Below are 26,905 nucleotides of genomic sequence, written 5' to 3' on the forward strand. Positions count from 1 at the left end.
GGCGTCCCAAGCGTCAGCCCCAGCGAGCGGAGGCCCCTCACCGCGCACCACCCGCGAAATCCCCGCGTTGCGCGGCTTCCAGGAGGCGGTCGCGCAGGTCGCGGGCGTGCCGGCGGCTCACCGGGACGTCGCCCGCGTCGGTGTGCGCCAGCAGCCCGCCGCTCGCGTCGCTGCGCAGCTCCTGCACCGCGGGCACGGCGAGCAGGAAGCTGCGGTGCACGCGCACGTACCCGAACGCGGCCCAGTGCTCCTCGAGCCGCGAGATCGGCATCCTGACCAGGTGCGATCCGCCCCGGGTGTGCAGCCGCACGTAGTCGCCCTGTGCCTCGGCGAACCGCACGTCCGCGCGCCGCACGTACCGGGTGCGCCCGCCCAGCTCCACCGACACGGCCGCGAGCTCGTCGACCGCGGGCGGCGGGGGCTGGGTCGCTGCGGGCCGCGCGACGCGCACGATCCGGGCCAACGCGGCGTCGAGGCGTTCGCGCGCAACGGGTTTGAGGAGATAGTCCACCGCCCCGACGCCGTAGGCGGACACCGCGTGCTCCTCGAACGCGGTGACGAACACCAGCTCCGGGGGATCGGTCATGCGGGCGAGCACACCGGCCAGCTCCAGCCCGTCCATGCCGGGCATGGAGATGTCGAGGAACACGGCGTCGAACCGCGCATCCTTGATCAGCTTCAAGGCGGACAACGCATCCCCCGCGGGCACGACCTCACTCACGTGCGACGAGGCGGCCAGCAGGCGGGACAGCTCGGCGAGCGCGGGGGCGACGTCGTCCACGGCGAGCACCCGGAGCGTCACGAGGCCACCACCCCGGCCTGGAAGCGCGGCACCCGCACCACCACGCGGGTCCCCTCGCCGAGGGCGGTCTCGATCACCAGGCCGTACTGCGGCCCGTAGACAGCGCGCAGTCGACGGTCGACGTTGGTCAGCGCCAGCCCGTCACCGGCGGTGGCGCCCGCGAGTACGGCGCGCGCGTGGTCGGGGTCCATGCCCGGGCCGTCGTCCTCGATCGCGATGACGCACTCCGAGCCCTGCGCCTCACCGCTGACCTGCACCGACCCGCCCTCCTCGCGCCGCTCGACGCCGTGTTGCACCGCGTTCTCCACCAACGGTTGCAGGGCGAGGAAGGGCAGCGCCACCGGGAGCACCTCGGGTGCGATGCGGACCTGGACGCGCAGCCGGTCGCCCAGCACCGCCCTGGCCAGCGTCAGGTAGGCCTCGATGGCACGGAACTCGCCCGCGAGGGTCGTGTAGTCGCCGCGGCGGGCGACCGAGTGTCGGATGTACTCGGCGAAGTCCAGGATGAGGTCGCGCGCCCGCTCGGGGTCGGAGTCCACGAAGGACCCGATGGTGGTGAGCGCGTTGTAGACGAAGTGCGGGGAGATCTCCGCGCGCAGGGCCCGCAGCTCGGCCCGCGCGGCCGCCTCCGCGGAGGCCTCGAGCCGCCCGCGTTCGAGGGACTCGGCGACCCAGTCCGCGGTGCGCCGCACCGCCCCGCGCGGGACGTCCCCCGCCACGACCAAGACCCCCGCGACCTCGCCCCGGACCAGCAGCGGGACGGCGGTCACGCCACCTGCCGAGGCCCGGTGCCCGTCCCGACGCACCTGTTCGACGAGGTCCTCGGCCGCCGCCGGGGCCCGCCCGGCCCACGCGGGAGCGCCGTGCAGGCCCGCCAGCCCGACGGCGTCCGCCCCGAGCAGCGACCGCAGCCGCCGGACGGCCCGGGCCACGGGATCGGCGCCGAGGTCGAGCGCGCGGGGGCTGAGGCCGCCGCGCAGGTCCTCGGCGATGGCCGAGCCGACGGCGAGCACAGCGGTGGCGTCCGGCGCGGCGCGGCGGAAGAACCGTCGCCGGGGCGCGTCCTCGGTCACCACCGCAGCAGCGTAGCCACCCACGGACGGCAGCGGTGTTCTGAGCGGCCGGGCCCAGTACGGTCGGGCCCGTGACGGGACGGATCGTGCTGTTCGGCGCCACGGGGTTCACCGGCGGGCGCACCGCCGAGGCGATGCTCGCGCGGGGCCTGCGACCGGTGCTCGCCGGGCGGAACCCCGAGGCACTGGGCGCGCGGCTGGGCTGCGAGACCGCCAGGGCGGACGTCACCGACATGGCGTCCGTCGCCGCCCTCGTCGGGCCGAGCGACGTCCTGGTCAGCACCGTCGGGCCGTTCGCCGAACTCGGCGGCGCCGCCCTGGCCGCCGTGGTCGCGGCGGGTGCGACCTACCTGGACTCGACCGGGGAGGGCCCGTTCCTGCGCGAGGTCTTCGAGCTGCAGGGGCCGGCCGCGCAGCGCTCCGGGGCCCGGCTGATCCCCGCCTTCGGCTACGACTTCGTGCCCGGCGTGCTCGCCGGTGCCCTGGCCCTGCGCGAGGCGGGGGAGCGGGCGGCGCGGGTCGACGTCGGCTACTTCCTGACCGGCGGCGGGCGGTGGTTCTCCCGCGGCACGGCCGAGTCGGCGGTCACCGTCGCGAGCAGCCCCGCCTTCGCCGTGGCCGACGGCGCACTGGTCACCGAGCCGGGCGGACGCAGGCTGCGCACCTACCTCGTCGACGGCGTGCCGCGCCCGGCCTTCTCGATCGGTGCCCTGGAGCACTTCGCGCTGCCCCGCCTGGCGCCGGGGCTGCGCACCGTCGACGTCCACCTGGGCTGGTTCGGGCGGGCGAGCACGGCGGTCCACCGGCTCCCGCCGCCGCCCGGGATCGCCCTGCGCGGTCTGCGCCGCCTCACGACCCGGATCCCGCGCGAACCCGATCCGGCCGCCGCGGCGGCCGCCCGGTCCGAGACGGTCGCCGAGGTGTTCGACGCGGGCGGCACCCTGCTCGCCCGGACCCGGCTGCGGTTCGGCGACCCCTACTCGCTGACCGCCGCGCTGCTGGCCTGGGGCGCCGCGCACGCGTCGGAGATCGAGGGCGTGGGCGCGCTGGACCCGGTGTCCGCCTTCGGTGTCGACGCCCTCGTCGACTCGGCCTGCGCGGACGCGGGCATCACGATCGAGTGACCCGGAGCGCCCGCGGTCCGGCGTCCGCGACCGCGCGCTCCCGGGCGGGGACGATCACCGCTATTCTGCGCCGCGATGCGTGATCGGACCCGCCGCCCGCCCGTCGATCCGCAGGTGATCGGCGCCCTCCGCATGCCCGACAACCCGGAGCGCCCGCTGGTCGCGCTCCTCAAGCGGGTGGCCGTCGCGTTCGGCGCGCTGCTCGCCGCGGCGCTGATCGTCTGGATCGGGCGGGACGGCTACGTCGACAACAACGGCGAGGGCCCGATCTCGTTCAACGACGCCCTCTACTACGCCACGGTGTCGCTCTCCACGACCGGCTACGGCGACATCGTGCCCTACACCCCGCTCGCGCGGCTGCTCACCACCGTGGTGATCACGCCGCTGCGGCTGCTATTCCTGATCGTCCTCGTCGGCACGACCGTCGAGCTGCTCACCGAACGTTCCCGGCAGTCGTTCCGCATCCAGCGCTGGAGGTCACGCGTGCGCGACCACACGGTCGTCATCGGCTACGGCACGAAGGGTCGTGCCGCCGTCGAGACCCTGCTCGGGGACGGGACCGAGCCCGAGCGGATCGTGGTGGTGGACACCGACCGCGCCCAGCTCGACGCGGCCTCCGCCCTCGGCCTCGTGACCGTGACCGGCAACGCCACCCGGTCCTCCGTGCTGCGGATCGCCGGGGTGCACCAGGCCTCGGCGGTCATCGTGGCCACGAACCGGGACGACACCGCCGTTCTCGTCACTTTGACGGCGAAGGAGCTGTCGCCCAAGACGCGCATCGTGGTGGCGGTGCGGGAGTCGGAGAACGTCCACCTCCTCCGCCAGTCCGGCGCCGACTCCGTGATCGTCTCCGCGGAGACGGCGGGGCGGTTGCTCGGCGTCGCGACCCGCACCCCGAGCGTCGTCGAGGTGGTCGAGGACCTGCTCACCCCGGACGCGGGCTTCGCGATCAGCGAGCGCGAGGTGGAGGCGAGCGAGGTGGGCGGGTCGCCCCGGCACCTCGCGGACATCGTGCTGGGCGTGGTGCGGGGCGAGCAGCTGTACCGGGTGGACGCCTCGAAGGTCGACGCCCTCGAGCGCGGCGACCGGCTCCTCTACGTCCGCAAGGCCACGCCTCCGGACGAGGATTAGTCTTCGCGGTCGTGCGTGTCGCGACCTGGAACGTCAACTCCGCCAAGTCCCGCCTCCCCCGGCTCCTGCCGTGGCTGGACGAGCGGGCGCCGGACGTCGTGTGCCTGCAGGAGACCAAGCTGTCCGACGACGACTGGGCGAAGGAGCTCGACGGCCCGATCCGCGAGCGCGGCTACGAGGTCGCCCACCACGGGCAGGGTCGCTGGAACGGGGTCGCGCTGCTGTCCCGCGTCGGGCTGGTGGACGTCGTGCGCGGGCTGCCCGAGGAGCCCGAGTTCGACGGCTCCCTCGACGCCCGCGCGATCACCGCGACCTGCGGCGGGCTGCGCGTCACCTCGGTCTACGTGCCGAACGGCCGCACCCCCGACGACCCGCACTACGGCTACAAGCTCCGCTGGCTGGAGTCGCTGCGACACCTGGTGTCCGCGGGCGACCCGGCCACCACGGTCGTGGCGGGCGACATGAACATCGCGCCGACCGACGCGGACGTCTGGGACCCGGCGGTGTTCGTCGGTTCCACGCACGTCACGCCGCCGGAGCGAGAGGCCCTGGCGGCGCTGGAGGCGACCGGGCTCGCGGACGTCGTGCGGGACCGGTGGCCGACCGAGCGGGTCTTCTCCTACTGGGACTACCGCGCGGGCCGCTTCCACAAGGACCTCGGGATGCGGATCGACCTGGTGCTCTGCGGCAGCGACCCCGCCGGGCGGGTGCAGGCGGCGTGGATCGACCGCAAGGCGCGCAAGGGATCCGGGCCGAGCGACCACGCCCCGGTCGTGGTCGACCTCGACGCGGCGCCGGACGGCGACATCGGCCCGGTCGTCCCGCCGCCCTCGACGCCCGCGCGGATCCCCGGGCGGTGACGGGCGGACGCCCTGTGTTCCCCCGCCGAACGGGTGTCAATCACCTCGGCTGAACGGAGTACACGATAGGACTCCGTCCGGTTGCGGGGATCCGTTGCGCCGCGATACTCGGACGCTGTGACGTTCCGTGCTCGCCTGACTACAGGCACTCTGCTGTCCGTACTGGCCCTGACCGGCGCCGTCGCCTGCTCGTCGCCGAGCGACCAGGCTCCCGCCATCCCCACCGACACCGCCGCCCCCGCGCCCGACGCGGGTGGGCAGGCCACCGACGCCACCCGCGAGGCCTTCGGTCAGGCGAACCAGGGGGCTCTCGCCCTGGTCGCGCTGGGCGGGCTCGGGACCGAGAAGGGCGTCGGCGAGCAGGTGACCGGCCTCGCGCCGGAGCTGACCACCCAGGGGCAGGCGCTGCTCGACCAGGTCAAGCAGGCTGCGACGGCGGCCGGGGTGACCCTCGGCGACCAGCTCGACGCCCAGCAGCAGGCCCTCGTCGCAGACCTGCAGGCCCGCTCCGGGCAGCCGTTCGACACCGCCTGGCTGCAGGCCGCGCAGGCGCTGATGCAGCAGGCGCGCGATGCCGCCCAGGCCGTCCTGGCCGACCCGAACGCCACCCCGGAGGCCAAGGCCGCCGCCCAGGAGGCCCTGCGCAAGCTCGACGCCCTCGCGGGCCGGGTGAACGCGGCGACGTCCGCGGCAGGTGCCACCACGCCCGGTGCGGTCGACGCAGGCACCGGCGGCCAGGCCGCCGGGTCCGACGACGTCCTCCCGGTGATCCTCGCCGGCTCCGGTCTGGTCCTGCTCGGCGCCGGTGGTGTCGCCGCCGCCCGGACCCGCACCCGCGCCGACCGCTCCTGACCGTGCCCGACCTGCCCGCGGCGGCGCGGCCGGAGTCCGGAGCGTCCTCGAGTGACGCCCTGCCGGGTGCTGCGCTGCAGGCGTGTGCGCTGCCGGGTGCTGCACTGCCGGCGTATGCGCCCCCCGCGTCCGCGCTGGCCGCGTATGCGCTGCCCGCCGTCGCCCTGCCCGCCGCCCTGCGGGCGTTCGAGGGCACGCGGCCCGACGCCCCCGCGACGACGCCGTCGGGCGGGGGCCCCGCCCCGCGTCGTCGGCGGCCGCGGGCGTCGACGGCGTTGCTGCTCGCCGGGGCGGTCCTGCTCGGGACCGCCGCGGCGCTGTGGTTCGGGCGGGAGCCCGCCGTCGACGCGGCGCCGGTCGGCGACGTGCCCACCGCAGCCGCACCCGCCCGCGTCGAGACGGGGGACCTGCGGCCGGGTGCGCCGCTCGATCTCCGGCTGCCCGGGACGGTCCCGGCCCGACTGGAGCTGCGGGGGGTCGCCGCGCCGGTCGTGCCGGTTGGTACCGGGCCGGACGGGGCGTTGCTCGTGCCGGACCCGCCGCAGACGGTCGGCTGGTGGGCGCCGGGCGCGCTCGCGGGGTCGGGGACCGGCACCGTGGTCGTCGTGGGACACGTGGACTCGCGGCTCGCAGGCATCGGGGTGCTGGCGGTGTTGCCGCAGCTCACGGTGGGGGAACCGGTGGTCCTGCAGGCTGCCGACGGCCGCCCGGTCGAGTACCGCGTGGTCGCCCGGCGGGAGTTCGGGAAGGCCGCCCTGCCCGCGGACACCTTCGCCCGCACCGGCCCCCCGCGGCTCGTGCTGATCACCTGCGGCGGCCGCTTCGACCCGCGGACACGCAGCTACGAGGACAACATCGTCGTCTACGCGGAGCCGGTCCATGATCGTCGATAGCGTGCGCTCACTGCTCCGCGCGCAGCTCTGAGCGCACGCTATCGACGATCACGCAGCAGTGGGTGCACGAAACGTGCCCTCCCGTCGACCGAGCACGGCCACGGGTGATCGACGCTGGTGACGTACCCTGGCGCGGTGAGTCAGGCCCCTGAAAGCTCCGCCGAGTTCGTCGCCGTCCGTGCCGCTGCCCAGCGCGCCGCCGCGGCCGCGCCGGGAGTGCGCGCGGCCGGCGGCCCGGCCGTCGACACGGCCCTGCGCACCGCCGGGGGCCTGCTGCGCGAGAAGGCGCCGGAGCTGTTGGCGGCCAACACCGCGGACGTCGAGTCCGCCACCGCGAACGGCATGGCGGGCGGGCTGCTCGACCGGCTCCGGATCACCCCGGAGCGCCTGGCGGACATGGCGACCCAGCTCGAGGTGCTCGCCGACACCCCCGAGCCCCCCACCGAGCGGTTCGTCCGCGACCTGCCGTCGGGGGAGCGCGTGTTCGAGCGCAGCATCCCGGTCGGCGTGATCGGCGCGGTGTTCGAGGCCCGGCCGAACGTCACGATCGACGTGGCCTCCCAGGTCCTCAAGGCCCGCAGCGCGGCCGTGCTGCGGACCGGTTCCGCGGCGCTCGGCAGCGCGACCGCCCTGGTCGAGCTCGTGATCGCGCCCGCTCTCGCGGCCCACGCCATCCCCACCGACGCCGTGCAGCTCGTCCCGCTGCCCGGGCACGCGGGCGCCGAGGCGCTCGTCGGCCTGCCCGATCTCGTGCCGCTGGTCGTGGTGCGCGGCAGCGGCGAGGTGACCCGCAAGCTGTCGATGCTCGGCGCCGCGGCGGGCACCCGCGTGCTCGCCCACGCCGACGGCGGCGGGGTCCTCTACCTCGACTCCAGCGCCGACGACGCCCTGGTCGAGCGCCTCGTGCACGACTCCACCGACCGGCTCGGGGTGTGCAACCGGCTGAACCTGCTGCTGATCGACCGCCCGGTGTACGACCGGCTGCTGCCGGTCGCGGAGAAGGTGTTGCGGGACAGGGGGATCACCCTGTCGCTGCCGCCGCACGAGCACGCACTGGGCCACGAGTGGGCCCTCGACTCGGGCAACGAGGCGCACGTGACGGTCGCGCCCGTGAACGGTGCGGTCGAAGCCGCGTTGACCGCCGCCCGCGAGACCTCCGGCCTCGCCGCCTGCGTCGCCGCCACCGATGAGACGGTCGCCCGCACCTTCATCGACGCCTACACCGGCACGGGTGTGTTCTGGAACGCCCCCACTCGGCTGCTCGACGGCTACAAGCTCCTCGGTCTCCCCGAGACGGGCATCAACGTCGACCACACCCCGGGCCCCCGCGGCCCGGTCACCTACCCCGACCTCGCCCTGCGCCAGTTCGTCATCCTTCCGCCCGCCTGAGCCGTTCGGGCGAATCGTCCGTTGCTTCCGGGCAGCCGGCAGAGTTCGCTCATGATCACGACGCCCGGTGGTGCCCCCTCCGTTCCGCCCCCGGGCCCCGAAGCGCGGGGGCGACGGCGGTACGCGACCGCGGTCGCCGCCTACGTCCAACTCGTGGTGGGAGCACCGGGCGCGTGCATGGCCTCCATCGGGACCTTCCTACCGTTGCTGACCCGACTCTGGAGCGACGGCGACATCCCTCGTAGGTTCGAGCTGACCGGCTGGACGGCGAGGGTCAACTGGCCTGTGACCGAGCCGTTGTCGGATCCGTACCTCGGGATGCTGGTCCTCGTCAGCGCAGCCACCGCGGTGGGCGGAGCGCAATGGCGTGCGGTGCGACGTGAGGGTTCCTGGGCGGCGGACACGCTCTTCCGGCTCGGGACGACGGGCGTCTGCGTCGCTGCGCTCGGTGTCTGGTCGGCGCTGATCGCGGTGCAGTTCTCCGAGTTCGCCGGGTTGGTGGAGACGATGGTGATCGGCAGTGGGGCGTGGCTCCTCTTGGTCGGGGCGGCACTGATGTTCGGGTCGGCGACCGCGGCAGCGCACCTCCGACGGCGCACGGTCTTCGTGGTGACGCTGTGGCCCGCCAGCGGGCGGCGGCGCGTCGAGAAGTTCCTGGGACCTGTGGACAACTGACCCCTCCGGCGCCGATCACCCGGCGGACGGTCGGGACCCGGGGATAGGGTCGGGTCGTGTCGGAACTCCAGATCCACCGGACAGTGCTCGGCAACGGGCTGCGGGTCCTCGTCGTCCCCGACCCGGCCACGCCGGTGGTCGGGGTCTCGGTGCACGTCGACGTCGGGTTCCGCTCGGAACCGGAGGGGCGTACGGGCTTCGCCCACCTGTTCGAGCACCTGATGTTCCAGGGCAGCGAGAGCCTGGAGAAGCTGGCCCACTTCCGGCAGGTCCAGGGTGCGGGCGGGGTGTTCAACGGCTCCACCCACCAGGACTACACGGACTACTTCGAGGTGCTGCCCGGCGCCGCGCTGGAGCGGGCGCTGTTCCTCGAGGCGGACCGGCTGCGCGCGCCGATGCTCACCGAGGAGAACCTGCGCAACCAGGTGGACGTGGTGAAGGAGGAGATCCGGCTCAACGTGCTGAACCGCCCCTACGGCGGCTTCCCCTGGATCCTGCTGCCCCCGGTCCTCTACGACACCTTCCCGAACGCGCACAACGGGTACGGAGACTTCAGCGAGCTCGAACAGGCCACGCTAGACGATGCGGCGTCGTTCTTCGACACCTTCTACGCCCCGGGGAACGCGCTGGTCACGGTGCACGGAGACCTGGGCGAGCACGGGGTGGACGGCACGCTGGCGCTGATCGAGAAGCACTTCGGCGACATCCCCGCGCGGCCCACCCCGGCGCGGCCGTCGTTCGCCGAGCCGGTCGCGGGTGCCGAGCGCCGCCAGGCCGTCGCGGACGCGCACGCCCCGCTGCCCGCCCTGGCCGTCGGCTACCGGGTGCCGGACCCGACGACCGAGCTGGACGCCTACCTGGCGCACGCCCTGCTCGCCTCCGTGCTGTCGGACGGGGAGGCGGCCCGGTTGCAGCGCAGGCTCGTCCACACCGACGGGCTGGTCACGGACGTCAGCGCGAGCAACGGGCTGATGGGCGGCCCGCTCGACGCGCGGGACCCGGACACCTTCACGATCACCGCGGTCCATCCGGCGGACGTCGACCCGGACCGGGTGCTCGGCGCGGTCGACGAGGAGCTGGACAAGCTGGCGGCCGCAGGCCCGTCGGTCGAGGAGCTGGCCCGCCAGTCCGCCCGCTGGGCCGCGGCCCTGCACCACGAGGACGACCGGGTGATGTACCGGATGCTCGGGCTCGGCGCCCGCGAGCTGCTCTACGGCCGCGCGGAGATCGCCACCGAGCTGCCCGCCCGGATCGCGGCGATCACCCCGGACGGGGTGCGGGCCGCGGCGGCCGCGCTGCGGTCCCAGGGGCGCGCCGTCCTGCTCGTGGAACCGACCGCCGATCCGACCGCCGATCCGACCGCCGATCCGACTGCCGAGGAGACCGCGGAATGAGCGCGCCCACCACCCACCGCAGCGCCGAGCAGATCGGCCGCACCCCGCAGGGCCCCCGGCCGCTGCCGGACCTGGGCGCGATGCGCGAGGTGCCGCTCCCGGAGGTCCACACCACCACCCTGTCGAACGGGCTGCGGGTCCTGGCCGTCCACCGGCCCGGCGTCCCGATGGTCGAGGTGCGGCTGCGGATCCCGTTCGCGGCCGCGGGTCCCACGGCGGACCAGGCGTTCTCGGCCCGGGCCGAGCTGTTGTCCTCCACCCTGCTGACCGGCACCGCGGAGCGGGACCGGGTCGGCATCGACGACGAGCTGGCCACGGTGGGGGCGGACCTCGGCGTGTTCGTCGACCCCGAGCGGCTCGTGGTTCAGGGCTCCGGCCTCGCCGCCGGGCTGCCGACCGTGCTCGGGGTCCTCGGTGAGGTCCTCACCTCGGCGACCTATCCCGAGCAGGAACTGGTGCGCGAGCGCGCCCGGCTCGTCGAGCGGATCTCGCTGGCGCGCGCCCAGCCGCGCACGGTGGCGCGGGAGGCCCTGCAGCGCAAACGGTTCGGCGACCACCCGATCGCGCTGGAGACGCCGACGGGCGAGGCGGTCGCGGCCGTCACGCCCGAGCAGGTGCGCGCGGTGCACACCGCGGGCGTGGTGCCGCGCGGCTCCACGCTCGTGCTGGTGGGCGACATCGAGCCGCAGAGTGCGCTCGCCGAGGTGGAGAAGGCGTTGGGCCACTGGCGGTCCGAGGAGACGGCGCGCGAGCTGAGCCTGCCGCCGCTGCCCGTCGCCGGCCCGCTCGAGCTGGTGCACCGGCCCGGTTCGGTGCAGTCCCAGCTGCGGCTCACCGGACCGGCGCGGCGCCGGGACGACCCGGGGTACGCCGCCTTCCAGCTGGCCAACCTGGTCTTCGGCGGCTACTTCTCGTCGCGCTGGATGGAGAACGTCCGCGAGGACAAGGGCTACACCTACGGCGCCCACTCGGGGGCGGAGTTCGTGCCCGGCGGTGCGGTGCTCGGCGTGGAGACGGACGTGGCGAGTGACGTCACGGCGGCCGCGCTCCTGGAGACGCGGTACGAGCTGGGCCGGATGGTGGCCGTGCCGCCGACGGCCGAGGAGATCGACGCCGCCCGGCGCTACGCCGTCGGGTCGCTGCTGATCTCGCTGGACAGCCAGGGCGGGCTCGCGGCGACCCTGTCGGCCCTGGACGCGGCGGGCCTGGGGATCGACTGGCTGCGGGAGCGGCCGGTCCGGCTGGAGGCGGTCACCCCCGAGCAGGTCGCGGACGCGGCTCTGCAGTACTTCGCCCCCGAGCGGTTCACCGGTGTCATCGTGGGTGACGCCGAGACGATCGGCCCGCGGCTGCGGGCGCTCGGAGGTGTGGAGTGAGCTTCCGGCTGATCCAGCCGCCGGTCCTGTCCCGGGGCACGGTCGCGCGTGACGAACCGCTCCGGCTGGACGCGGACCGGCAGAAGGCGGGCTGGGCCACGGCCCGCGTCGTCGTGGTGGACGAGAAGGGGCGCACCCCGGTCTCCTGGGACACGGCGCCGGGCGCGCACTTCGCGGAGGGGGACGCCGCGGGGTGGGACGCCGCGTCGGGATCCGGGGTCACCCTGCGCACCAAGCCGGCCACGGACATCGCGCCCGCGCCCCCGGAGGACGCCGTGCTGCTCGGCGAGGCCGAGGGCGTCGCCTACTGGGCCGTGCGCGGGCGCCCGGACCTGGTGGCGGGAGACGATCCGTCGGAGTGGTCGGACCTGCGTGCGGTCGGCGGCGAGCTCGACGCGCTGGGAGCGGGCCTGCTCACCGGCGCGGTCGCGGCGCTCAACTGGCACGACACCGCGCGGTTCTGCGCGCGGGACGGCTCCCCGACCCATCCGCACAACGCGGGCTGGGCCCGCAGGTGCGAGGCCGAGGGCCACGAGGAGTACCCGCGCACCGACCCGGCCGTGATCTGCCTGGTGCACGACGGGGCGGACCGCGTCCTGCTCGCCCGGCAGCCGGTCTGGCCGCCGGGGCGCTACTCCGTGCTCGCCGGCTTCGTCGAGGCGGGCGAGTCCCTGGAGGCGTGCGTGGCCCGCGAGATCGGCGAGGAGGTGGGTGTCGAGGTCACCGACATCACCTACCTGGGCAGCCAGGCCTGGCCGTTCCCGCGCTCGCTGATGGTCGGCTTCCACGCGCGCGCCGACCCGGAGGCACCGCTGGTCCCCGCGGACGGCGAGATCGAGGAGGCCCGCTGGATCACCCGCGCCGAACTGCGCCGGGCGATGACCCAGGGCGACTGGGCCGCCACGCCCGAGCCGGGGAGCGTGCTGCTCCCGGGCCGGGTGTCCATCGCCCGCTCGATGCTCGACTCCTGGGCCGCGCTGGACTGAGCGGGCTTTAGGGGGTGTCTGATGGATCTCCAGCCGGCCCGTGGGGCCCCAGGCGGCGCCCCGCGGCGTTCTCGTCGGGTCCGATCCAACCCCGGGATCGGACCCTCCTTGGCCTTGCGGGCCACTGGAACCCCGCGGACTCGGCGGAGATCCATCAGACACCCCCTAGATGAGTGATTCCAAGGTCAGTGGTCGTAGGCCAGGAGGGACCGTTTGATGGGGTGGCCGGTCCGGTCGTTGTGCCATATGACGGCGGTCAGGGCGAGGAGCCGCTGGTAGACCCGGACGGCTACCCCGGTGATGGTATGTCCGCCATGTGTTTCGAGGTCGAGCTGTCCTTTGAGAGTGTCGAAGATCGACTCGATGGTCTGGCGGAGCGGCCGGAGGAACCGGGCGCCTGGTCGGGGTTGCTCGCCTCGGCGGGCTGGGCGGAGCAGGTGTAGCCCGGCTGTGTCCACGGTGGCCTCGAACTCGCGGCCGTAGTAGTTCTTGTCCGCGATGATGATCTGGTCGCGGCGACCGACGAGCAGGGACGGGTCGGCGGCGAGCACGGAGAGCAGGACCTGGCGTTCGTCGGCCTTCGCCCCGGTGAGGGCGAACCCGATCGGGAGTCCGTGCAGGGTCGTGATCAGGTGTAGGCGCAACCCCCAGAAGAACCGTGAGTGCGAGGCGCAGTAGACGTACTCGGCGTAGCCGGCGAGGTCGGAGCGCTTGACCGTCTCGCGGGAGCGGGCGCACTCGACCGGGGTGGAGTCGACCACCCACACGTCGTCGGACCAGAGGCTGGTGTCGGCGGCCAGGGCGGTGATCAGCCACTCGAGGGTCGGGGCGAGCGCGCGGAGGCGCTTGTTGTAGCCGGGCTGCTGGGGCAGGTAGCGGAACAGATGACCGAGATGGGCGCGGGCGTGGCGCAGCCAGCGGGCCTCGCTGGTGAATCGCAGCAGCGCCGCCATCACCGCCAAGGTGACCAGCTCGGCATCTGTGATCTTCGGTGCGATGCCGATCGTGGGCCGCCATGGAGCCCGATCGGGCGAGGCTTTCAGTAGGTCGTCGGTGCGCACGTACAGTGCCGTGGCGAGGGTGTCCAAGTCAGCGTCCACGAGAGCCTCCTGCTCTTCTGGGTCAGCGCGCTGATCTTGGGCACCCTCCACTCATCACCGACGCACGCCGCGCCGCACGAAACCCTTGGAATTGCTCATCTAGGCGGCGAGCTTGCGCTTGACGTCGGCGAAGCTCGGGTTGGTCGCCGTGGTCTCGTCGGGGTAGACGACGGTCGGCACGGTCTGGTTGCCGCCGTTCACGCCCTCGACGAACCGCGCCGCGTCCGGGTCCCGCTCGATGTCGATCTCGCGGTAGGCGATGCCCGCCTCGTCGAGCTGGAGCTTGAGGCGGCGGCAGAAGCCGCACCACGTGGTGGTGTACATCGTCAGATCGGCCATGACCGGTGCAACAGCGCCGCGACGGCCGCCGTTCCCGCTGTGTGCTGGGTCACCCCCCGGCCCGCGCCCGAAACCGTCGGTGGTGTTTGTCAGGATGGCCCGCGTGACCCTTCCCGCCGACCCCCTCGCTGGGCCGATGGTCCGCTCCGCAAGCGCGGCCTCGGCCGAGGACCACCTCGACGACGAGCAGCGCGCCGCCGTCACCGCGCCGCGCGGGCCGGTCTGCGTGCTGGCCGGGGCGGGCACCGGGAAGACCCGCACGATCACCCACCGGATCGCGCACCTCGTCCGGCACGGACACGTCGCGCCGGGCCAGGTCCTCGCCGTCACCTTCACGGCGCGGGCGGCGGGCGAGCTGCGCACCCGGCTGCGGGCGCTCGACGCGCCGGGCGTCCAGGCCCGCACGTTCCACGCCGCGGCGCTGCGCCAGCTGAAGTACTTCTGGCCGCAGGTCGTGGGGGAGCGGCCGTGGCCGCTGCTGGAGGGCAAGCTGCGGCTCATCGGGCAGGCGGCGGCCCGCGCCAAGGCGGGCACCGACTCGGACGCGCTGCGGGACCTGGCGACCGAGATCGAGTGGGCCAAGTCCAGCCTCGTCACGCCGCAGGGGTACGCGGCGGAGGTCGCGCGCCTGCGGCGAGACGTTCCCGGCCCGGCCGAGCAGGTCGCCCAGGTCTACGCGGGGTACGAGGCGCTGAAGAACCAGGCCGAGCTGCTGGACTTCGACGATCTGCTCTTGCACGTCGCGGCCGCGTTGGAGGAGCACGCGAGCGTCGCGGAGGAGTTCCGGGACCGCTACCGCTGCTTCGTGGTCGACGAGTACCAGGACGTCACACCGCTGCAGCAGCGGGTGCTCGACGCGTGGGTCGGCGGGCGGGACGACCTGACCGTGGTCGGCGACGCGAACCAGACCATCTACACCTTCGCCGGCGCCTCCCCGCGCTACCTGCTGGACTTCGCACGCCGGTTCCCCGAGGCCACCGTGGTCCGGCTGACCAGGGACTACCGCTCCACGCCGCAGATCGTCGCCGCGGCGAACACGGTGATCGGCGCGGCGCGCGGCCGGGTGGCGGGGAGCAGGCCGCGGCTCGTCGGGCAGCTGCCGCCGGGTCCGGACCCGGACTTCACCGAGCACCCCGACGAGCCTGACGAGGCGGCCGCCGTCGCCGCCAAGATCCGGCGCATGATCGCGGACGGCACCCCCGCCGCCGAGGTCGCGGTGCTGTTCCGGATCAACGCGCAGTCCGAGGTCTACGAGCAGGCGCTCACCGAGGCGGGCGTGCCGTACCAGGTCCGCGGGGGCGAGCGGTTCTTCGTCCGTGCCGAGGTGCGCCGCGCGATGATCGCGATCCGCACCGCGCCGCCCGCGCCGGAGGGCACGGACCTGGTCACCGCCGTCCGGCGGGTGCTGGCGCCGGTCGGGCTGAGCGACGAACCGCCCGCGGGCGCGGCGATGCGCGCGCAGTGGGAGTCGCTGCTCGCCCTGGTCGGGCTGGCGGAGGAGCTGGCCGCGGTCGAGCCCGAGGCGGACCTGCGGCGCTTCGCCGCCGAGCTCGAGGCGCGGGCCGACTCGGCGCACCCGCCGACCGTCCAGGGCGTCACGCTCGCGTCGCTGCACGCCGCGAAGGGCCTGGAGTGGGATGTCGTGTTCCTCGTCGGCCTGGCGGACGGCACCCTGCCGATCCAGCACGCCGAGGGTGACGAGGCGGCGATCGAGGAGGAGCGCAGGCTGCTCTACGTCGGTGTGACCCGGGCGCGCCGGGTCCTGCGGATCTCGTGGGCGCTGACCCGCGCCGCCGGGCGCGGTCGGCAGCGCAGGCGCAGCCGGTTCCTCCACGGACTGATCCCGGAGGACCACGCCGCCTCGCGCGTGGCGCAGGGGGATCGGCGGCGCACGGGCGGCCCGAAGCCCCGGTGCCGGATCTGTGGCGAGCCGCTGATCGGGACCGAGGCGCTGAAGCTGCAGCGGTGCGGCGCGTGTCCGTCCGATCTGGATACCGAGCTGTTGGATCGGCTGCGCGAATGGCGGGCCGACGTGGCGAAACGGCAGGGGGTGCCGTCCTATGTGGTCTTCACCGACGCCACCCTCGCCGCCATCGCGGAGCAGCGCCCCGCGGACCCCGCCGCACTCGTCGCCATCCCCGGGATCGGGTCGCGCAAGCTGGACCGCTACGGGCCCGAGGTCCTGGCGTTGATCACCGAGCCCGGCTGACCCACGAAGTGCTTCTCCAATCAACGGATTAATTCGGTTGTGCGGCTCCGAGGCCGCGCATTAGTGTGCTGACCACGGACGGAGCAACGGCCCGTCCTTCTGCACGGCCGCCACGAGAGGAGGTACGCCGCGATGAAGCTCTTCACCACGACCCGGACCACGGGAGACGTGTGCGGTGTGCCGACCCCGAGCGCGGCCCGCGTCATGAAGCCCGAGTCCGCGCGTCTCCGCGGCGGTTGGGCGCAGCGTGCGTACGTGCAGGGCAACCGCATTCCGCTGACCGATCACAACTGGACAGGTGTGTCCGTTCCAGGCGGGCTCAGTCGATCATGAGCTGAGCAGCCACCGGCCGAATCTTCAGGGGCCGCGGAACCCACACCAGGGGTTCCGCGGCCCCTTTTTCGCGTTCTCCGACCGGAGGACGGACCGAGAAGGAAACACCACCCACCACACCAGGAGGTAGTGCGGTGCTAGTGAGATCCACCCCGTGCGACGGCGGGGCGATCACGATGCAGGACGGCGGCGGAGACACCGCGGTCGCGATGCCGGACGGTGCCCCCACCGGGGGGCTGTTGACCGACGTCCCGGAGAAGGACCTGAACCTGCCCTGTCGGGAGGGTGACGCGGACCTGTGGTTCGCCGAGACCCCCGCCGAGCTGGAGCGGGCGAAGGCACTCTGTGCGGACTGTCCGATCAGGATCGAGTGTCTGGCGGGTGCGCTGTCCCGCGAGGAGCCCTGGGGCGTGTGGGGCGGCGAGATCTTCGAACGAGGAGTCGTCGTCCCGCGGAAGCGGCCGAGGGGCAGGCCCAGCAAGGCCGACCTCGCCCGCGACCGGGCCTGGGCCGAGGCGCACCAGCGGGCCCAAGAGCTGGCCCGGGCGCTGCGTGCCCGACCCTGCGCCTGACGATCACCCGTTTCCCACCACCGACTCCACAGGAGAGGCCAGACCGATGACCACGAACTTCCTGCCGCAGACCGATCGCGCGCCGCACTCGACCACCCTCGACGCCCAGGGATCCGCCGTGTTGTTGCTCCACGAAGCCCTCGCTCGATCTCGACACCGAGAGGCGGAACAGCGGGCGCGCGAGCACCGCCTCGCGCGCCACCTGTCCGCCGGACGCGGCTGGGCCCGGTTGGCACGCTTCTGTGCCCGCCGGGCCGAGCACGCCCGCGCAGTCACCGTGCGGTGAGTCGAGCCCTGACCGCGCCGTGAGTGCGCACTGACCGCGGCGACGGCCGCGGACCGACCCGCGACCTGTCGCGACCCGTCGCGGTCCCCCACGCCCGCCCCGGACCCTCACCGGGGCGGGCGTGGGGCGTTCCGGCGCCCTCCGGGTCGGGTCAGTCGGCCGGGGTGAACAGCTCCGGCTGCCAACGACCGACGATGCCGCGCAGCGGGACGTCCGCCTCCAGCTGGCAGAGCACGCCGAGGGTGCCGAGGGTGACCCGGTGGACCAGCAGGTACTGCGGCGGCAGGTTCAAGGCGCGCCCGGTGTCGAACTCCGGGCTGCGCAGGTCGCCGACCCGCTCGGCCTGGCCCTGTAGCCAGCGGCGGGTGAAGCGGAAGCGCTCGGTGTGCAGAGGCTCGGTGAAGGGGGCGAGGTAGGCGAGGACGTCATCCGCGGAGACGTCGGTGCCCGCGCGCAGGAACCCTTCGTCCCGCAGCAGCGCGATGAGGTCCGCGGGCCGGTTCTCCAGGGCGAACTTCGTCATGATCGTGAGCGGCCGAGGCAGCCCCTCCGGCAGCCGTGCCACCGCCCCGAAGTCGACGACCAGCATCCGGCCGTCGTCGAGGATCTGGAAGTTCCCGGGGTGCGGGTCGGAGTGGAGCAGGTGCACGCGGTACGGCGCGGAGTAGTGGAACCCGGCGAGCAGCTCGCCCGCACGGTCGCGCTCCTCCTGGGTGCCCTGGCGGATCACGTCCCCGAGCCGCCTGCCGGTGACCCACTCGCTGACCATCGCCTTGGGTGCCGACGCGACGACCCGCGGCACCCGGATCTCCGGGTCGTCCGCGTAGACCGAAGCGAAGGCCCGCTGGTTGTCCGCCTCGTCCCGGTAGTCGAGCTCCTCGACCATCCGCTCCCGCAGCTCGGCGATCAACGGTTTGATGTCCATGCCGGGAGCGAGCGGCTGCAGCAGCCTGCTCATCCGGGACAGCTGCCGCAGGTCGGAGAGCACGGCCTCCTCGGCCCCGGGGTACTGGACCTTGACCGCCACGTCCCGACCGTCTCGCCAGACGGCCCGGTGGACCTGGCCGATGCTTGCGGCCGCGGCCGGCACCTCGTCGAACTCCCGGAAACGGGACCGCCAACCGCGCCCGAACTGCTCGGCGAGCATGCGGTGCACGTCCGCGGTCGGCATCGGGGGCGCCGCGGTCTGCAGCTTGGTCAGCGCCTCGCGGTACGGCTCGGCCAGCTCGTCCGGCACCGCGGCCTCGAAGACGCTCAGCGCCTGGCCGAACTTCATGGCGCCGCCCTTGAGCTCGCCGAGCACGGCGAAGAGCTGTTCGGCGCTCTTCGCCATCATCTGCGCCGAGATCTGCTCGCGGTCACCCCCGGCGATCCGCCGCCCCCAGCCTGCGGCGGCCCGGCCCGCGACCCCGAGGGGGAGGCTGGCCAGCTTCGCGGTGCGGGACGCGGTGCGGCGCGGGATGTCGCTCACTCCATGATTGTCTCCCCCTCCGGCGCCACGGCGCACCTCGTCCGCCTCATCTCACCCGTCGCACGGGCGCGGTTCGCGGCTCGCGGCACCCGCGGACGGGGCACCGCGGTGCGGCGCGCCCACCCGCACGGGCAGCCCGGATGCGCCGTCCACGGGCGCCGGACCAGCCGTGCGGTGTGTGGATCGAGCTCGAGGGAGGCGCCGAGCGAGGGCGGCCGCACCCGCCCGTCCACCAGCACCAGGACCTGCGCCGCCCCGAGGGCCGCACTCGCCACGACCGCCTCCGGCTCCGCCGACCCGCTCCGGCCCGCCAGCTGCGCCGCGATCCGCGGCCAGGCCGGATCGCGCTGCGCCCGCCAGCGCTCGACGCACCCGAGGCACGGCGAGCGCTCCACGAGCACCAGCGGCCCGACGACGCCCGCCCCGTCCCGCACGAAGACGGGCAGATGGTCGACCCCCTCGGCCCGCAGCGCCGCGACGACCGCGGGGTCCGGGACCACCGCATCCGTCAGCACCACGAGGTCCGGGCGGCGACCGGACGGGGCGGGGCCCGTGTTCGTGCCCAGCCCGAGCCGCTCGACGGCCTCGGTGGCCGCGACCGACCGAGGCCTGCCGATGTCCGCCGAGCGCAGGCCCCCGCACCCGACGTCCGCACTCTCGACGTGACCCCGCGCAGCCACCTCCACCGCGCCGATCCCCGCGCGGGCGAGCCCCAGCGCCACCCCGGCCGCGAGGGGGCCCTCGCCACACACCCGCACGCGGGCCGCGGCCCGTCGCGCGGCCGTGCGCGGCCCGATCTCCGCGTCGACCAGGACACCCCGCTCGACGAGCCCGCCGAGCAGCGCGGCCGCGTACTCCGGCGGCACTCCGCGCTCCGTCGCCTCGGCGACCCACTCCACCGCGACGGCGGGCGCCCGCAGCCGGTCCACCAGCGGCAGCACCTGCGCGGGCAGGCCCTCGACCGCCACGCTCCGGCCCGGCGACAGCCCGAACTGGCGCCCGTCCGGCCCGCGGGTGAGCAGCGCCCGGTGCGGTGCGGTGACCAGACGCGCGGGGACGGGCGACGCGGCGACCTGGTCGGGGGCGGGAGGGGAGGACACGCGTCGAGCATCGCGCTGCCGCGCCGGGAACGCGAACGGTTGTCCACAGGTGGCCAGATCTGTGGATGAACGGACCGGACTCGCCGGAGAAACGGCTGGACCACCGGTTCCGACACCACCGTGCTCATCCGGGGCACTAAGCTGGACCCCATGGCGAGCCCCGCGGTCGTCGAGGTCAGGCGAAGTGACCGGCGGCGTCGGATGGTCAGCGCGCGGCGCGAGGGTGACACGGTGATCGTGTTCATCCCGGGCTGGATGAGCGAGGCCGAGGAACGGCGCTGGGTGGACGAGATGGTCAGCAGGTTGGAGCGCAGCGAGGCCAAGCGGCGCTCTCCGGGCAGGCACGGGGACGAGGCGCTGCAGAAGCGCTGCCTCGAGCTGTCGCGGAAGTACCTGAAGGGCAAGGCGACCCCGGCGTCGGTCCGGTGGGTCCCTCCGATGCGCACGCGCTGGGCGTCCTGCACACCGGAGGACCGCACGATCCGGATCAGCGAGCGACTGCGCGAGGTGCCCGGCTGGGTCGTCGACTACGTCCTGGTCCACGAGCTGGCGCACCTGCTGGTGCCGGGCCACGACGACGCGTTCTGGTCGCTGGTCCGCGCCTACCCGCGCACGGAGCGGGCGATCGGGTACCTGGAGGGGCTCTCCGCCGCAGCGGGTCTGGACCTCGTGGGCACCGACGGCCCGGAGGGCGCCGAGGAACCCGCCCCGGCCGAAGCGGGCTGAGCGTCACCGGAGCGCAGACCCGACCGCGCTCCCGTCCCACTCGTCCTTCAGAGGTCGACGCGCGTCACCTGAGCGTGGTCGCGACCGCGCTCGCGTGACGTTCACGGTGCTCGGGACCCGGATCCGCGAGTGTCACCGGAGCGCGCACATGGCGACGCTCAGGTGACGCTCGCCTTGACCGTGGCGGGCGTGACCTGAGCGCTGGTGCGAGCGCACCCGCGTAACGTTCACGGCGCTCGGGATCCGCGGGCGTCATCGTCGGTCGACGAGCGTCACCCGAGCGCTGACCCCACTGCGTTCCCGCCACACTCGCGTGACCCCTTCGCGAGTGTCACTGGAGCGCGGACCCGACCGCGCTCTCGTCACACTCACCGAGACCCGGATCCGCGAGTGTCACCGGAGCGCGCACACAGTGACGCTCACCTTGACCGCCGCGGGCGTGTCCTGAGCGTGGTTGCGACCGCGCTCGCATGACGTTCACCGTGCACGGGACCCGTGAGCGATCGGTCGACGGGCGTCACCGGAGCGCGGACCCGACCGCGCTCTCGTCACACTCACCGAGATCCGGATGCGCGAGTGTCACCGGAGCGCGCACACAGCGACGCTGAGGTGACGCTCGGCGCTACTTCTTCTCGTCCGGACCGTCGGAACCCTCGGAACCATCGGGGTCGTCCGACCCTTCGGTGCCCTCGGCGTCGGACTCGGCGGACTTCTTCTCCTCCGCCGCCGCGTCCGCCTCCGCCTGGAACTGCTTCTCCAGCTCGGCGATGGGGTCGTCGGTGTCGCGGCGGTTCACGAAGCCCGCGGGGTCGTCCAGGTCCTCGGAGACCGGCAGCAGGTCGGGGTGGGCCCACAGCCCGTCCCGGCCCTCGATGCCGCGCTCGGACTCCAGCAGCTTCCACAGCTCGGCCGCCGCCCGCAGCTTCCGCGGCCGCAGCTCCAGCCCGACGATCGAGGCGAACGCCTGCTCGGCGGGCCCACCCGAGGCCCGACGGCGGCGCAGCGTCTCCCTCAGCGCCCCCGCCCCGGGCAGGCGGTCACCCACCGCGTCCGCCACCACGGCGTCCACCCAGCCCTCGATGAGGGCGAGCAGCGTCTCGAGCCGGGCCAGCGCGGCCTTCTGCTCGGGCGTGGTCTGCGGCTCGAACATCCCCGACGACATGGCCTCCTGGATCGACGCCGGGTTCGACGGGTCGATCTGCCGGGCCATGTCCTCGATGCGCGAGGTGTCCACGGTGATCCCGCGGGCGTAGTCCTCGACGGTCGAGAGCAGCCGCTCCCGCAGCCACGGGACGTGCGCGAACAGGCGGTGGTGGGCGGCCTCACGGGCGGCGAGGTAGATCATCACCTCGCTGGCCGGGCGGTCGAGGCCAGCGGTGAACTTCTCGACGGCCTCGGGCAGCAGTGCCGCCGTCCGCTCCGGACCGACCGGGAAGCCGACCTCGGTGCCGGTCAGCACCTCGGCGGCGAGCTGGCCCAGCCCGTTGCCCAGCTGCGAGCCGAACGCCATGCCGCCCATCTGGCCGATCATCGCGAGCATGGGCCCCGCGGCGGACCGGATCTCCTCGGGAAGCCCCTCAACCCAGGCCCCGGACACCCGTCGGGCCACCGGGTCGCACAGCCGCTTCCAGGTCGGCATCGACGCCTTCACCCAGTCCGACGGCGTCCACGCGACGGTCTCGGTGGCACCCGCCGGGAACTCGGTGGCCGGGTCCAGCCAGAGCTCCGCGAGCTTCACCGCGTCCGCGACGGCGGTCCGCTGTGCGTCGGTCAGCGACGACGTCTTCTGCGCGAGCTGCTGCGTGGCCAGCTGCGCGGCCAGGTCGTAGTTGACCGGACCGTCCGACGGGCCGGCCTGCTGCGCGCTCGAGAGCATCTGCCCGAGCTGCGAGAGCATCTGGCCGAGCTGGCCCATGTCGAAGTTCCCGCCGCCGGGCAGGCCGCCGGGCATTCCCGGCATTCCGGGCAGGCCGCCGGGGAAGCCCCCGGGCAGGTTGCCGAAGCCGAAGGGGTCCTTGGGCCCGTCGGAGTCCCGGTCACGGTCGCGGTCCGGGTCGCGGTCGGAGGGGCCGAAGCCGAACGGGACGTCGCTCATGCCACCACGGTACGCGGACCGAACGCGGCGCGGCGTAGGTTCGCTGTCCGTGAGCCGCCGAACGTCGACGCTGGTCGCCGCCGTGCTCCTCGTCGTCGTGGTGGTGGGCGTGGGAACCCTCGTCCGCGTGCCGTTCGTGGCGATGGGGCCGGGGCCGACCTACGACACCCTCGGAACCCTGGACGGGACGCCGGTCGTCGCCGTCACCGGGACGCAGACCTACCCGACCGCCGGGCACCTCAACATGACGACCGTCGCCGTGAACGACGGTGTGACCGCGCTCACCGCCCTCGGCTACTGGCTCCAGTCCGACCGCAGGCTCGTCCCGCGGGACAGCGTGTACCCGCCCGGCCAGACGACCGAGGAGGTCGACCGGCAGAACACCGAGCAGTTCGCGGCGTCGGAGACCAGCGCCGAGGCGGCCGCGCTCGCCGAGCTGGGGCTGCCCACCCGGGTGACCGTGGCGGAGGTCGTCCCGGGCTCGGCGGCGGACGGCGTGCTGCGCGCGGGCGACACGATCGTGTCCGTCGGCGACACCCCGGTGAGCACGCCCGAGCAGCTCGCCGGGTCGCTGACCGGCACCTCGGCGGGGCAGACCGTCCCGGTGACCTACGAGCGGGACGGCGTGCGCACCACCGTCCCCGTCGTCCTCGGGCAGGGGGACGGCCGGGGGATGCTCGGGGTGCGGGGCGGCGTCGAACCCGTGACCGGCGACATCACGATCAGCCTCGGCGACGTCGGCGGTCCCAGCGCCGGGCTCATGTTCGCCCTGGCCGTGGTGGACAAGCTGACCCCCGGCGAGCTCAACGGCGGCCGTTTCGTCGCGGGCACGGGCACCATCGACGCGGCCGGGACCGTCGGTCCGATCGGCGGGATCCCGTTCAAGATGATCGCGGCGAAGGACGCCGGAGCCACCGTCTTCCTGGTCCCGGACGCCAACTGCGCGGAGGCCGCCGCGAACGCGCCCGCCGGCCTCCAGCTCGTCCGGGTGAGCACCCTGGCGGGCGCGGTCGACGCGCTGGAGGGTCTCGACCGCGGCGCCACCGTGCCGTCGTGTACCCCGTGACCTGTACGGTCGCTCGGGAGAACGGACGAATCCGGCACGTTCACGCTGCACACGGGAACTCCACACACCGTCCGTAGAGTTGTCCCACCAGAACCGACCCTGGAGGAGTGCCCAGTGGCCATGCGGCCCCCGGCGGGAGCGCCCTCGCTGTCCCGCCGTACACGGATCCTGCTGATCGCGGCGGCGGTCCTGGTGGTCGTCCTGCTGGGTGGTTCCCGGCTCGTCGACTTCTACGTCGACTGGCTGTGGTTCGGCGAGACCGGCTTCCGCAGCGTGTTCGGCACGGTGCTCGTCACGCGGATCATCCAGTTCGTCGTCGGCGGGCTGCTGCTCGGCGGCACGGTCTGGCTGGTCATGTGGCTGGCCTACCGCTTCCGGCCGGTGTTCGTGCCGGTCAACGGCCCGGAGGACCCGATCGCGCGGTACCGCACGGTCGTCATCTCGCGGCTGAAGGTGTTCGGGATCGGCATCCCGGTGCTCGTGGGCATCGTGGCCGGGCTGGCGGCGCAGGGCGACTGGCAGACCGTCCAGATGTTCCTCAACGGCACGCCGTTCAACCAGGTGGACCCCGAGTTCGGGAACGACATCTCGTTCTACGCGTTCACCCTGCCGTTCCTGCGGCTGCTGCTGGACTGGCTGTTCGTCGCCGTGGCCGTCGGGTTCGTGGTCTCGCTCGTGGCGAACTACGTGTTCGGCGGCATTCGGCTGGCGGGTCGGTCGGGGCAGGTCTCGGCGGCGGCGCGGGCCCAGCTCGCGATCCTCGCGGGGCTGTTCGTGCTGCTCAAGGCGGTCGCGTACTACCTGGACCGGTACGAGCTGCTGTACTCGGACCGCAACCAGAACTTCTACGGCGCCACCTACACCGATCTCAACGCGGTGATGCCGGCGAAGCTGATCCTGCTGGTCATCTCCGTGATCTGCGCGGGGGCCTTCTTCGCGGCGGTGTTCCGGCGCAACCTGCAGCTGCCGGGCATCGCGGTGGTGCTGCTGGTGCTCTCGAGCGTGCTGGTGGGCGCGGCGTGGCCCGCGGTGCTGCAGCAGTTCGTCGTCGCGCCGAACGCCAACGAGCGCGAGGCGCCCTCCATCGAGCGGAACATCGCCGCCACCCGCGCGGCCTTCGGGCTCACCGAGGACAAGGTCACGATCGAGCCGTACTCCGGCACGTCGTCGGCCAGCCCCTCGGAGATCCGCAACGACACGGCCACGATCCCGAACATCCGGCTGCTCGACCCGGGCAAGCTCACCAAGACCTTCACCCAGCTCCAGCAGCGGCGGAACTTCTACGGCTTCCCGGACAAGCTGGACATCGACCGCTACACCGTGAACGGCCAGACCCAGGACTACGTCGTCGCGGCGCGCGAGCTGGACTCGACCGCGCTCGTCGGCAACCAGCAGGACTGGATCAACCGGCACCTCGTCTACACGCACGGCAACGGCTTCGTCGCGGCCCCCGCGAACCAGGTCAACGCCGCGCTGGAGGACACCGGCGGCCAGGGCGGCCTGCCGAACTTCACGGTCAGCGACACCTCGGTGCAGGGCGCCATCCCCGTCCAGCAGCCGCGCATCTACTACGGCGAGCTGATCTCGGACTACTCCATCGTCGGGGCCGAGGAGGGCGCGGCGCCGCGCGAGTACGACAGCGACAGCCAGCAGTGGACCTACGACGGCGCCGGGGGCGTCTCGCTGGGCAACCTGTTCAACCGGGCCGTCTTCTCGCTCTACTACGGCGAGCGGAACATCCTGTTCAACAGCTCGATCAACGACAACTCCAAGATCATCTACAACCGGGACCCGCGGGACCGCGTCGAGAAGGTCGCCCCCTGGCTAACCCCGGACAACGACCCGTACCCGGCCGTCGTCGACGGGCGGATCCAGTGGATCGTCGACGGCTACACCACGCTGCAGCACTACCCGTACGCCGAGCAGGTGCCGCTGGGTGACACCACCCAGGACAGCCAGATCGGGCTGCAGGGCCAGCGGCTGCCGAACGAGAACATCAGCTACCTGCGGAACTCGGTGAAGGCGACCGTCGACGCCTACGACGGCACCGTCACGCTCTACGCGTTCGACGAGAACGACCCCGTGCTGCAGACCTGGATGAAGACGTTCCCGGGCACGGTGAAACCCGCCTCGGACATCAGCCCTGACCTGCGGGCGCACTTCCGGTACCCCGAGGACCAGTTCAAGGTCCAGCGTGAGCTGCTGACCCGCTACCACGTGGACAACCCCGGCGAGTTCTTCTCGACGGTCTCGTTCTGGGACGTGCCGTCCGACCCGACGGTCCAGGGCAACACCGGCGCCTCGCAGGACGCGCAGCCGCCGTACTACCTGCTGACCGGCCTGCCGAACCAGGAGGAGGCGAGCTTCCAGCTCACGAGCGCGCTGGTCAGTCTCCGACGGCAGTTCATGGCGTCCTACATGACGGCGAGCTCCGATCCGGACACCTACGGCAAGATCACCGTGCTGCAGTTGCCCGCGGACACCCAGACGCTCGGCCCGCAACAAGTGCAGGCGCAGTTCCTCGGTTCGCCCGAGGTGTCGTCGGAGCTGAACCTGTTGCGGCAGAACCAGACCACGATCGACTACGGCAACCTGCTCACGCTGCCCGTGGCGGGCGGGCTGCTCTACGTCGAGCCGGTCTACATCGAGCGCGCCGGGCAGGACTCCTCCTACCCGCAGCTGGCGCGCGTGCTGGTGAGCTTCGGCGGTCGGGTCGGGTACGACCCGCAGCTCTCCGCTGCACTCGATCAGGTGTTCGGAGCCGGAGCCGGTACGACAGCTACCACTCCGACGCAGACGGGCGGCGGCACCCCGCCGCCCGCGGCCGGGAACCCGAGCGCGGCGGCCAACCCGGCGGCGGTGCAGGCGGCGAACGACATCAACCAGGCGTTCGCCCAGCTCAAGGCGGCCCAGCAGAGCGGCGACTTCGCCGCGCAGGGCACTGCACTGGCCGCCCTGGACCAGGCCGTCCAGCGCTTCCAGCAGGCGCAGAGTGCGGCACCCGCCGCCCCCGCCGCCCCGGCGGGCGGCGGCTGACAGCCCGACGCGCGCGC

Annotated in this window: 22 protein-coding genes; 15 read left to right on the forward strand and 7 right to left on the reverse strand. The window is 73.6% G+C overall.

What is annotated here, in order from left to right; translation table 11 throughout:
* Window positions 1-37: 37 nt before the first annotated feature.
* Both BLS43_RS14190 and BLS43_RS14195 read right to left on the reverse strand, forming a co-directional pair.
* Window positions 38-802: a LytR/AlgR family response regulator transcription factor gene (locus BLS43_RS14190; protein ID WP_093083989.1), complete on the reverse strand. Its 765-nt coding sequence runs from the start codon at window positions 800-802 to the stop codon at window positions 38-40.
* A complete protein-coding gene (locus BLS43_RS14195) occupies window positions 799-1,878 on the reverse strand; it encodes a sensor histidine kinase (protein ID WP_093083992.1) in 1,080 nt (359 codons plus the stop codon). Before BLS43_RS14195 ends, BLS43_RS14190 begins: the two co-directional genes overlap by 4 nt.
* A 68-nt stretch (window positions 1,879-1,946) precedes the next feature.
* Between BLS43_RS14195 and BLS43_RS14200 the strand changes: the two genes are divergently transcribed.
* The 10 genes from BLS43_RS14200 to nudC all read left to right on the forward strand — a co-directional run bounded on the left by BLS43_RS14200 (window position 1,947) and on the right by nudC (window position 12,555).
* Entirely contained in the window at window positions 1,947-2,999 is a 1,053-nt protein-coding gene (locus BLS43_RS14200) for an NAD(P)H-binding protein (protein WP_218129819.1), read from the forward strand.
* A gap of 75 nt (window positions 3,000-3,074) precedes the next feature.
* Entirely contained in the window at window positions 3,075-4,130 is a 1,056-nt protein-coding gene (locus BLS43_RS14205; protein ID WP_093083995.1) for a potassium channel family protein, read from the forward strand.
* Window positions 4,131-4,141: 11 nt separating this feature from the next.
* Complete coding sequence (locus tag BLS43_RS14210) at window positions 4,142-4,990, forward strand: exodeoxyribonuclease III (RefSeq protein WP_093083998.1); 849 nt, start codon at window positions 4,142-4,144, stop codon at window positions 4,988-4,990.
* Between the two features lie 117 nt (window positions 4,991-5,107).
* A complete protein-coding gene (locus BLS43_RS14215; RefSeq protein ID WP_176921328.1) occupies window positions 5,108-5,842 on the forward strand; it encodes a DUF4142 domain-containing protein in 735 nt (244 codons plus the stop codon).
* Window positions 5,843-5,844: 2 nt separating this feature from the next.
* Entirely contained in the window at window positions 5,845-6,735 is an 891-nt protein-coding gene (locus tag BLS43_RS14220) for a class F sortase (protein ID WP_176921329.1), read from the forward strand.
* A gap of 135 nt (window positions 6,736-6,870) precedes the next feature.
* Window positions 6,871-8,124, forward strand: a complete 1,254-nt coding sequence (locus BLS43_RS14225) for an aldehyde dehydrogenase family protein (RefSeq protein ID WP_093084006.1) — start codon at window positions 6,871-6,873, stop codon at window positions 8,122-8,124.
* A 285-nt stretch (window positions 8,125-8,409) separates the two neighbouring features.
* Window positions 8,410-8,799 carry a hypothetical protein gene (locus BLS43_RS14230; RefSeq protein WP_143030047.1) on the forward strand — a complete coding sequence of 130 codons (390 nt, stop codon included), beginning with the start codon at window positions 8,410-8,412 and terminating at the stop codon, window positions 8,797-8,799.
* Window positions 8,800-8,855: 56 nt separating this feature from the next.
* Entirely contained in the window at window positions 8,856-10,193 is a 1,338-nt protein-coding gene (locus BLS43_RS14235; RefSeq protein ID WP_093084012.1) for a M16 family metallopeptidase, read from the forward strand.
* Window positions 10,190-11,569 (forward strand): M16 family metallopeptidase, encoded by a 1,380-nt coding sequence (locus tag BLS43_RS14240; RefSeq protein WP_093084014.1) that lies wholly within the window; start codon window positions 10,190-10,192, stop codon window positions 11,567-11,569. Before BLS43_RS14235 ends, BLS43_RS14240 begins: the two co-directional genes overlap by 4 nt.
* Complete coding sequence (gene nudC / locus BLS43_RS14245) at window positions 11,566-12,555, forward strand: NAD(+) diphosphatase (RefSeq protein WP_093084017.1); 990 nt, start codon at window positions 11,566-11,568, stop codon at window positions 12,553-12,555. Before BLS43_RS14240 ends, nudC begins: the two co-directional genes overlap by 4 nt.
* 185 nt (window positions 12,556-12,740) lie before the next feature.
* On the opposite strand, the gene BLS43_RS14250 is transcribed toward nudC, so the two are convergent.
* Window positions 12,741-13,655 (reverse strand): IS982 family transposase, encoded by a 915-nt coding sequence (locus BLS43_RS14250; protein ID WP_093084020.1) that lies wholly within the window; start codon window positions 13,653-13,655, stop codon window positions 12,741-12,743.
* A gap of 99 nt (window positions 13,656-13,754) precedes the next feature.
* Window positions 13,755-13,994 carry a mycoredoxin gene (locus tag BLS43_RS14255; protein ID WP_093084023.1) on the reverse strand — a complete coding sequence of 80 codons (240 nt, stop codon included), beginning with the start codon at window positions 13,992-13,994 and terminating at the stop codon, window positions 13,755-13,757.
* A gap of 136 nt (window positions 13,995-14,130) precedes the next feature.
* Here BLS43_RS14255 and BLS43_RS14260 point away from each other — a divergent pair, with 136 nt between their 5' ends.
* Together BLS43_RS14260 and BLS43_RS14265 are read left to right on the forward strand one after the other, a co-directional pair.
* Complete coding sequence (locus BLS43_RS14260; protein WP_093084026.1) at window positions 14,131-16,203, forward strand: ATP-dependent DNA helicase UvrD2; 2,073 nt, start codon at window positions 14,131-14,133, stop codon at window positions 16,201-16,203.
* A gap of 542 nt (window positions 16,204-16,745) precedes the next feature.
* The gene (locus tag BLS43_RS14265; protein WP_093084313.1) at window positions 16,746-17,108 is read left to right on the forward strand and encodes a WhiB family transcriptional regulator; all 363 of its coding nucleotides are present in this window, start codon (window positions 16,746-16,748) and stop codon (window positions 17,106-17,108) included.
* Between the two features lie 437 nt (window positions 17,109-17,545).
* Here BLS43_RS14265 and BLS43_RS14275 read toward each other — a convergent pair whose 3' ends face one another.
* Entirely contained in the window at window positions 17,546-18,865 is a 1,320-nt protein-coding gene (locus tag BLS43_RS14275; RefSeq protein WP_093084031.1) for an ABC1 kinase family protein, read from the reverse strand.
* Complete coding sequence (locus BLS43_RS14280) at window positions 18,862-19,965, reverse strand: hypothetical protein (protein ID WP_093084034.1); 1,104 nt, start codon at window positions 19,963-19,965, stop codon at window positions 18,862-18,864. Before BLS43_RS14280 ends, BLS43_RS14275 begins: the two co-directional genes overlap by 4 nt.
* 150 nt (window positions 19,966-20,115) lie before the next feature.
* On the opposite strand from BLS43_RS14280, the gene BLS43_RS14285 reads away from it, so the two are divergent.
* Window positions 20,116-20,691, forward strand: a complete 576-nt coding sequence (locus BLS43_RS14285; protein WP_093084036.1) for a M48 metallopeptidase family protein — start codon at window positions 20,116-20,118, stop codon at window positions 20,689-20,691.
* Between the two features lie 622 nt (window positions 20,692-21,313).
* Here BLS43_RS14285 and BLS43_RS14290 read toward each other — a convergent pair.
* Window positions 21,314-22,786: a zinc-dependent metalloprotease gene (locus BLS43_RS14290; protein ID WP_093084039.1), complete on the reverse strand. Its 1,473-nt coding sequence runs from the start codon at window positions 22,784-22,786 to the stop codon at window positions 21,314-21,316.
* A 49-nt stretch (window positions 22,787-22,835) separates the two neighbouring features.
* Between BLS43_RS14290 and BLS43_RS14295 the strand changes: the two genes are divergently transcribed.
* Complete coding sequence (locus BLS43_RS14295; protein WP_093084041.1) at window positions 22,836-23,852, forward strand: YlbL family protein; 1,017 nt, start codon at window positions 22,836-22,838, stop codon at window positions 23,850-23,852.
* Between the two features lie 120 nt (window positions 23,853-23,972).
* The gene (locus tag BLS43_RS14300) at window positions 23,973-26,888 is read left to right on the forward strand and encodes a UPF0182 family protein (protein WP_093084316.1); all 2,916 of its coding nucleotides are present in this window, start codon (window positions 23,973-23,975) and stop codon (window positions 26,886-26,888) included.
* Window positions 26,889-26,905 lie beyond the last annotated feature (17 nt).

The organism is Pseudonocardia oroxyli (assembly GCF_900102195.1).
Lineage (GTDB): Bacteria > Actinomycetota > Actinomycetes > Mycobacteriales > Pseudonocardiaceae > Pseudonocardia > Pseudonocardia oroxyli.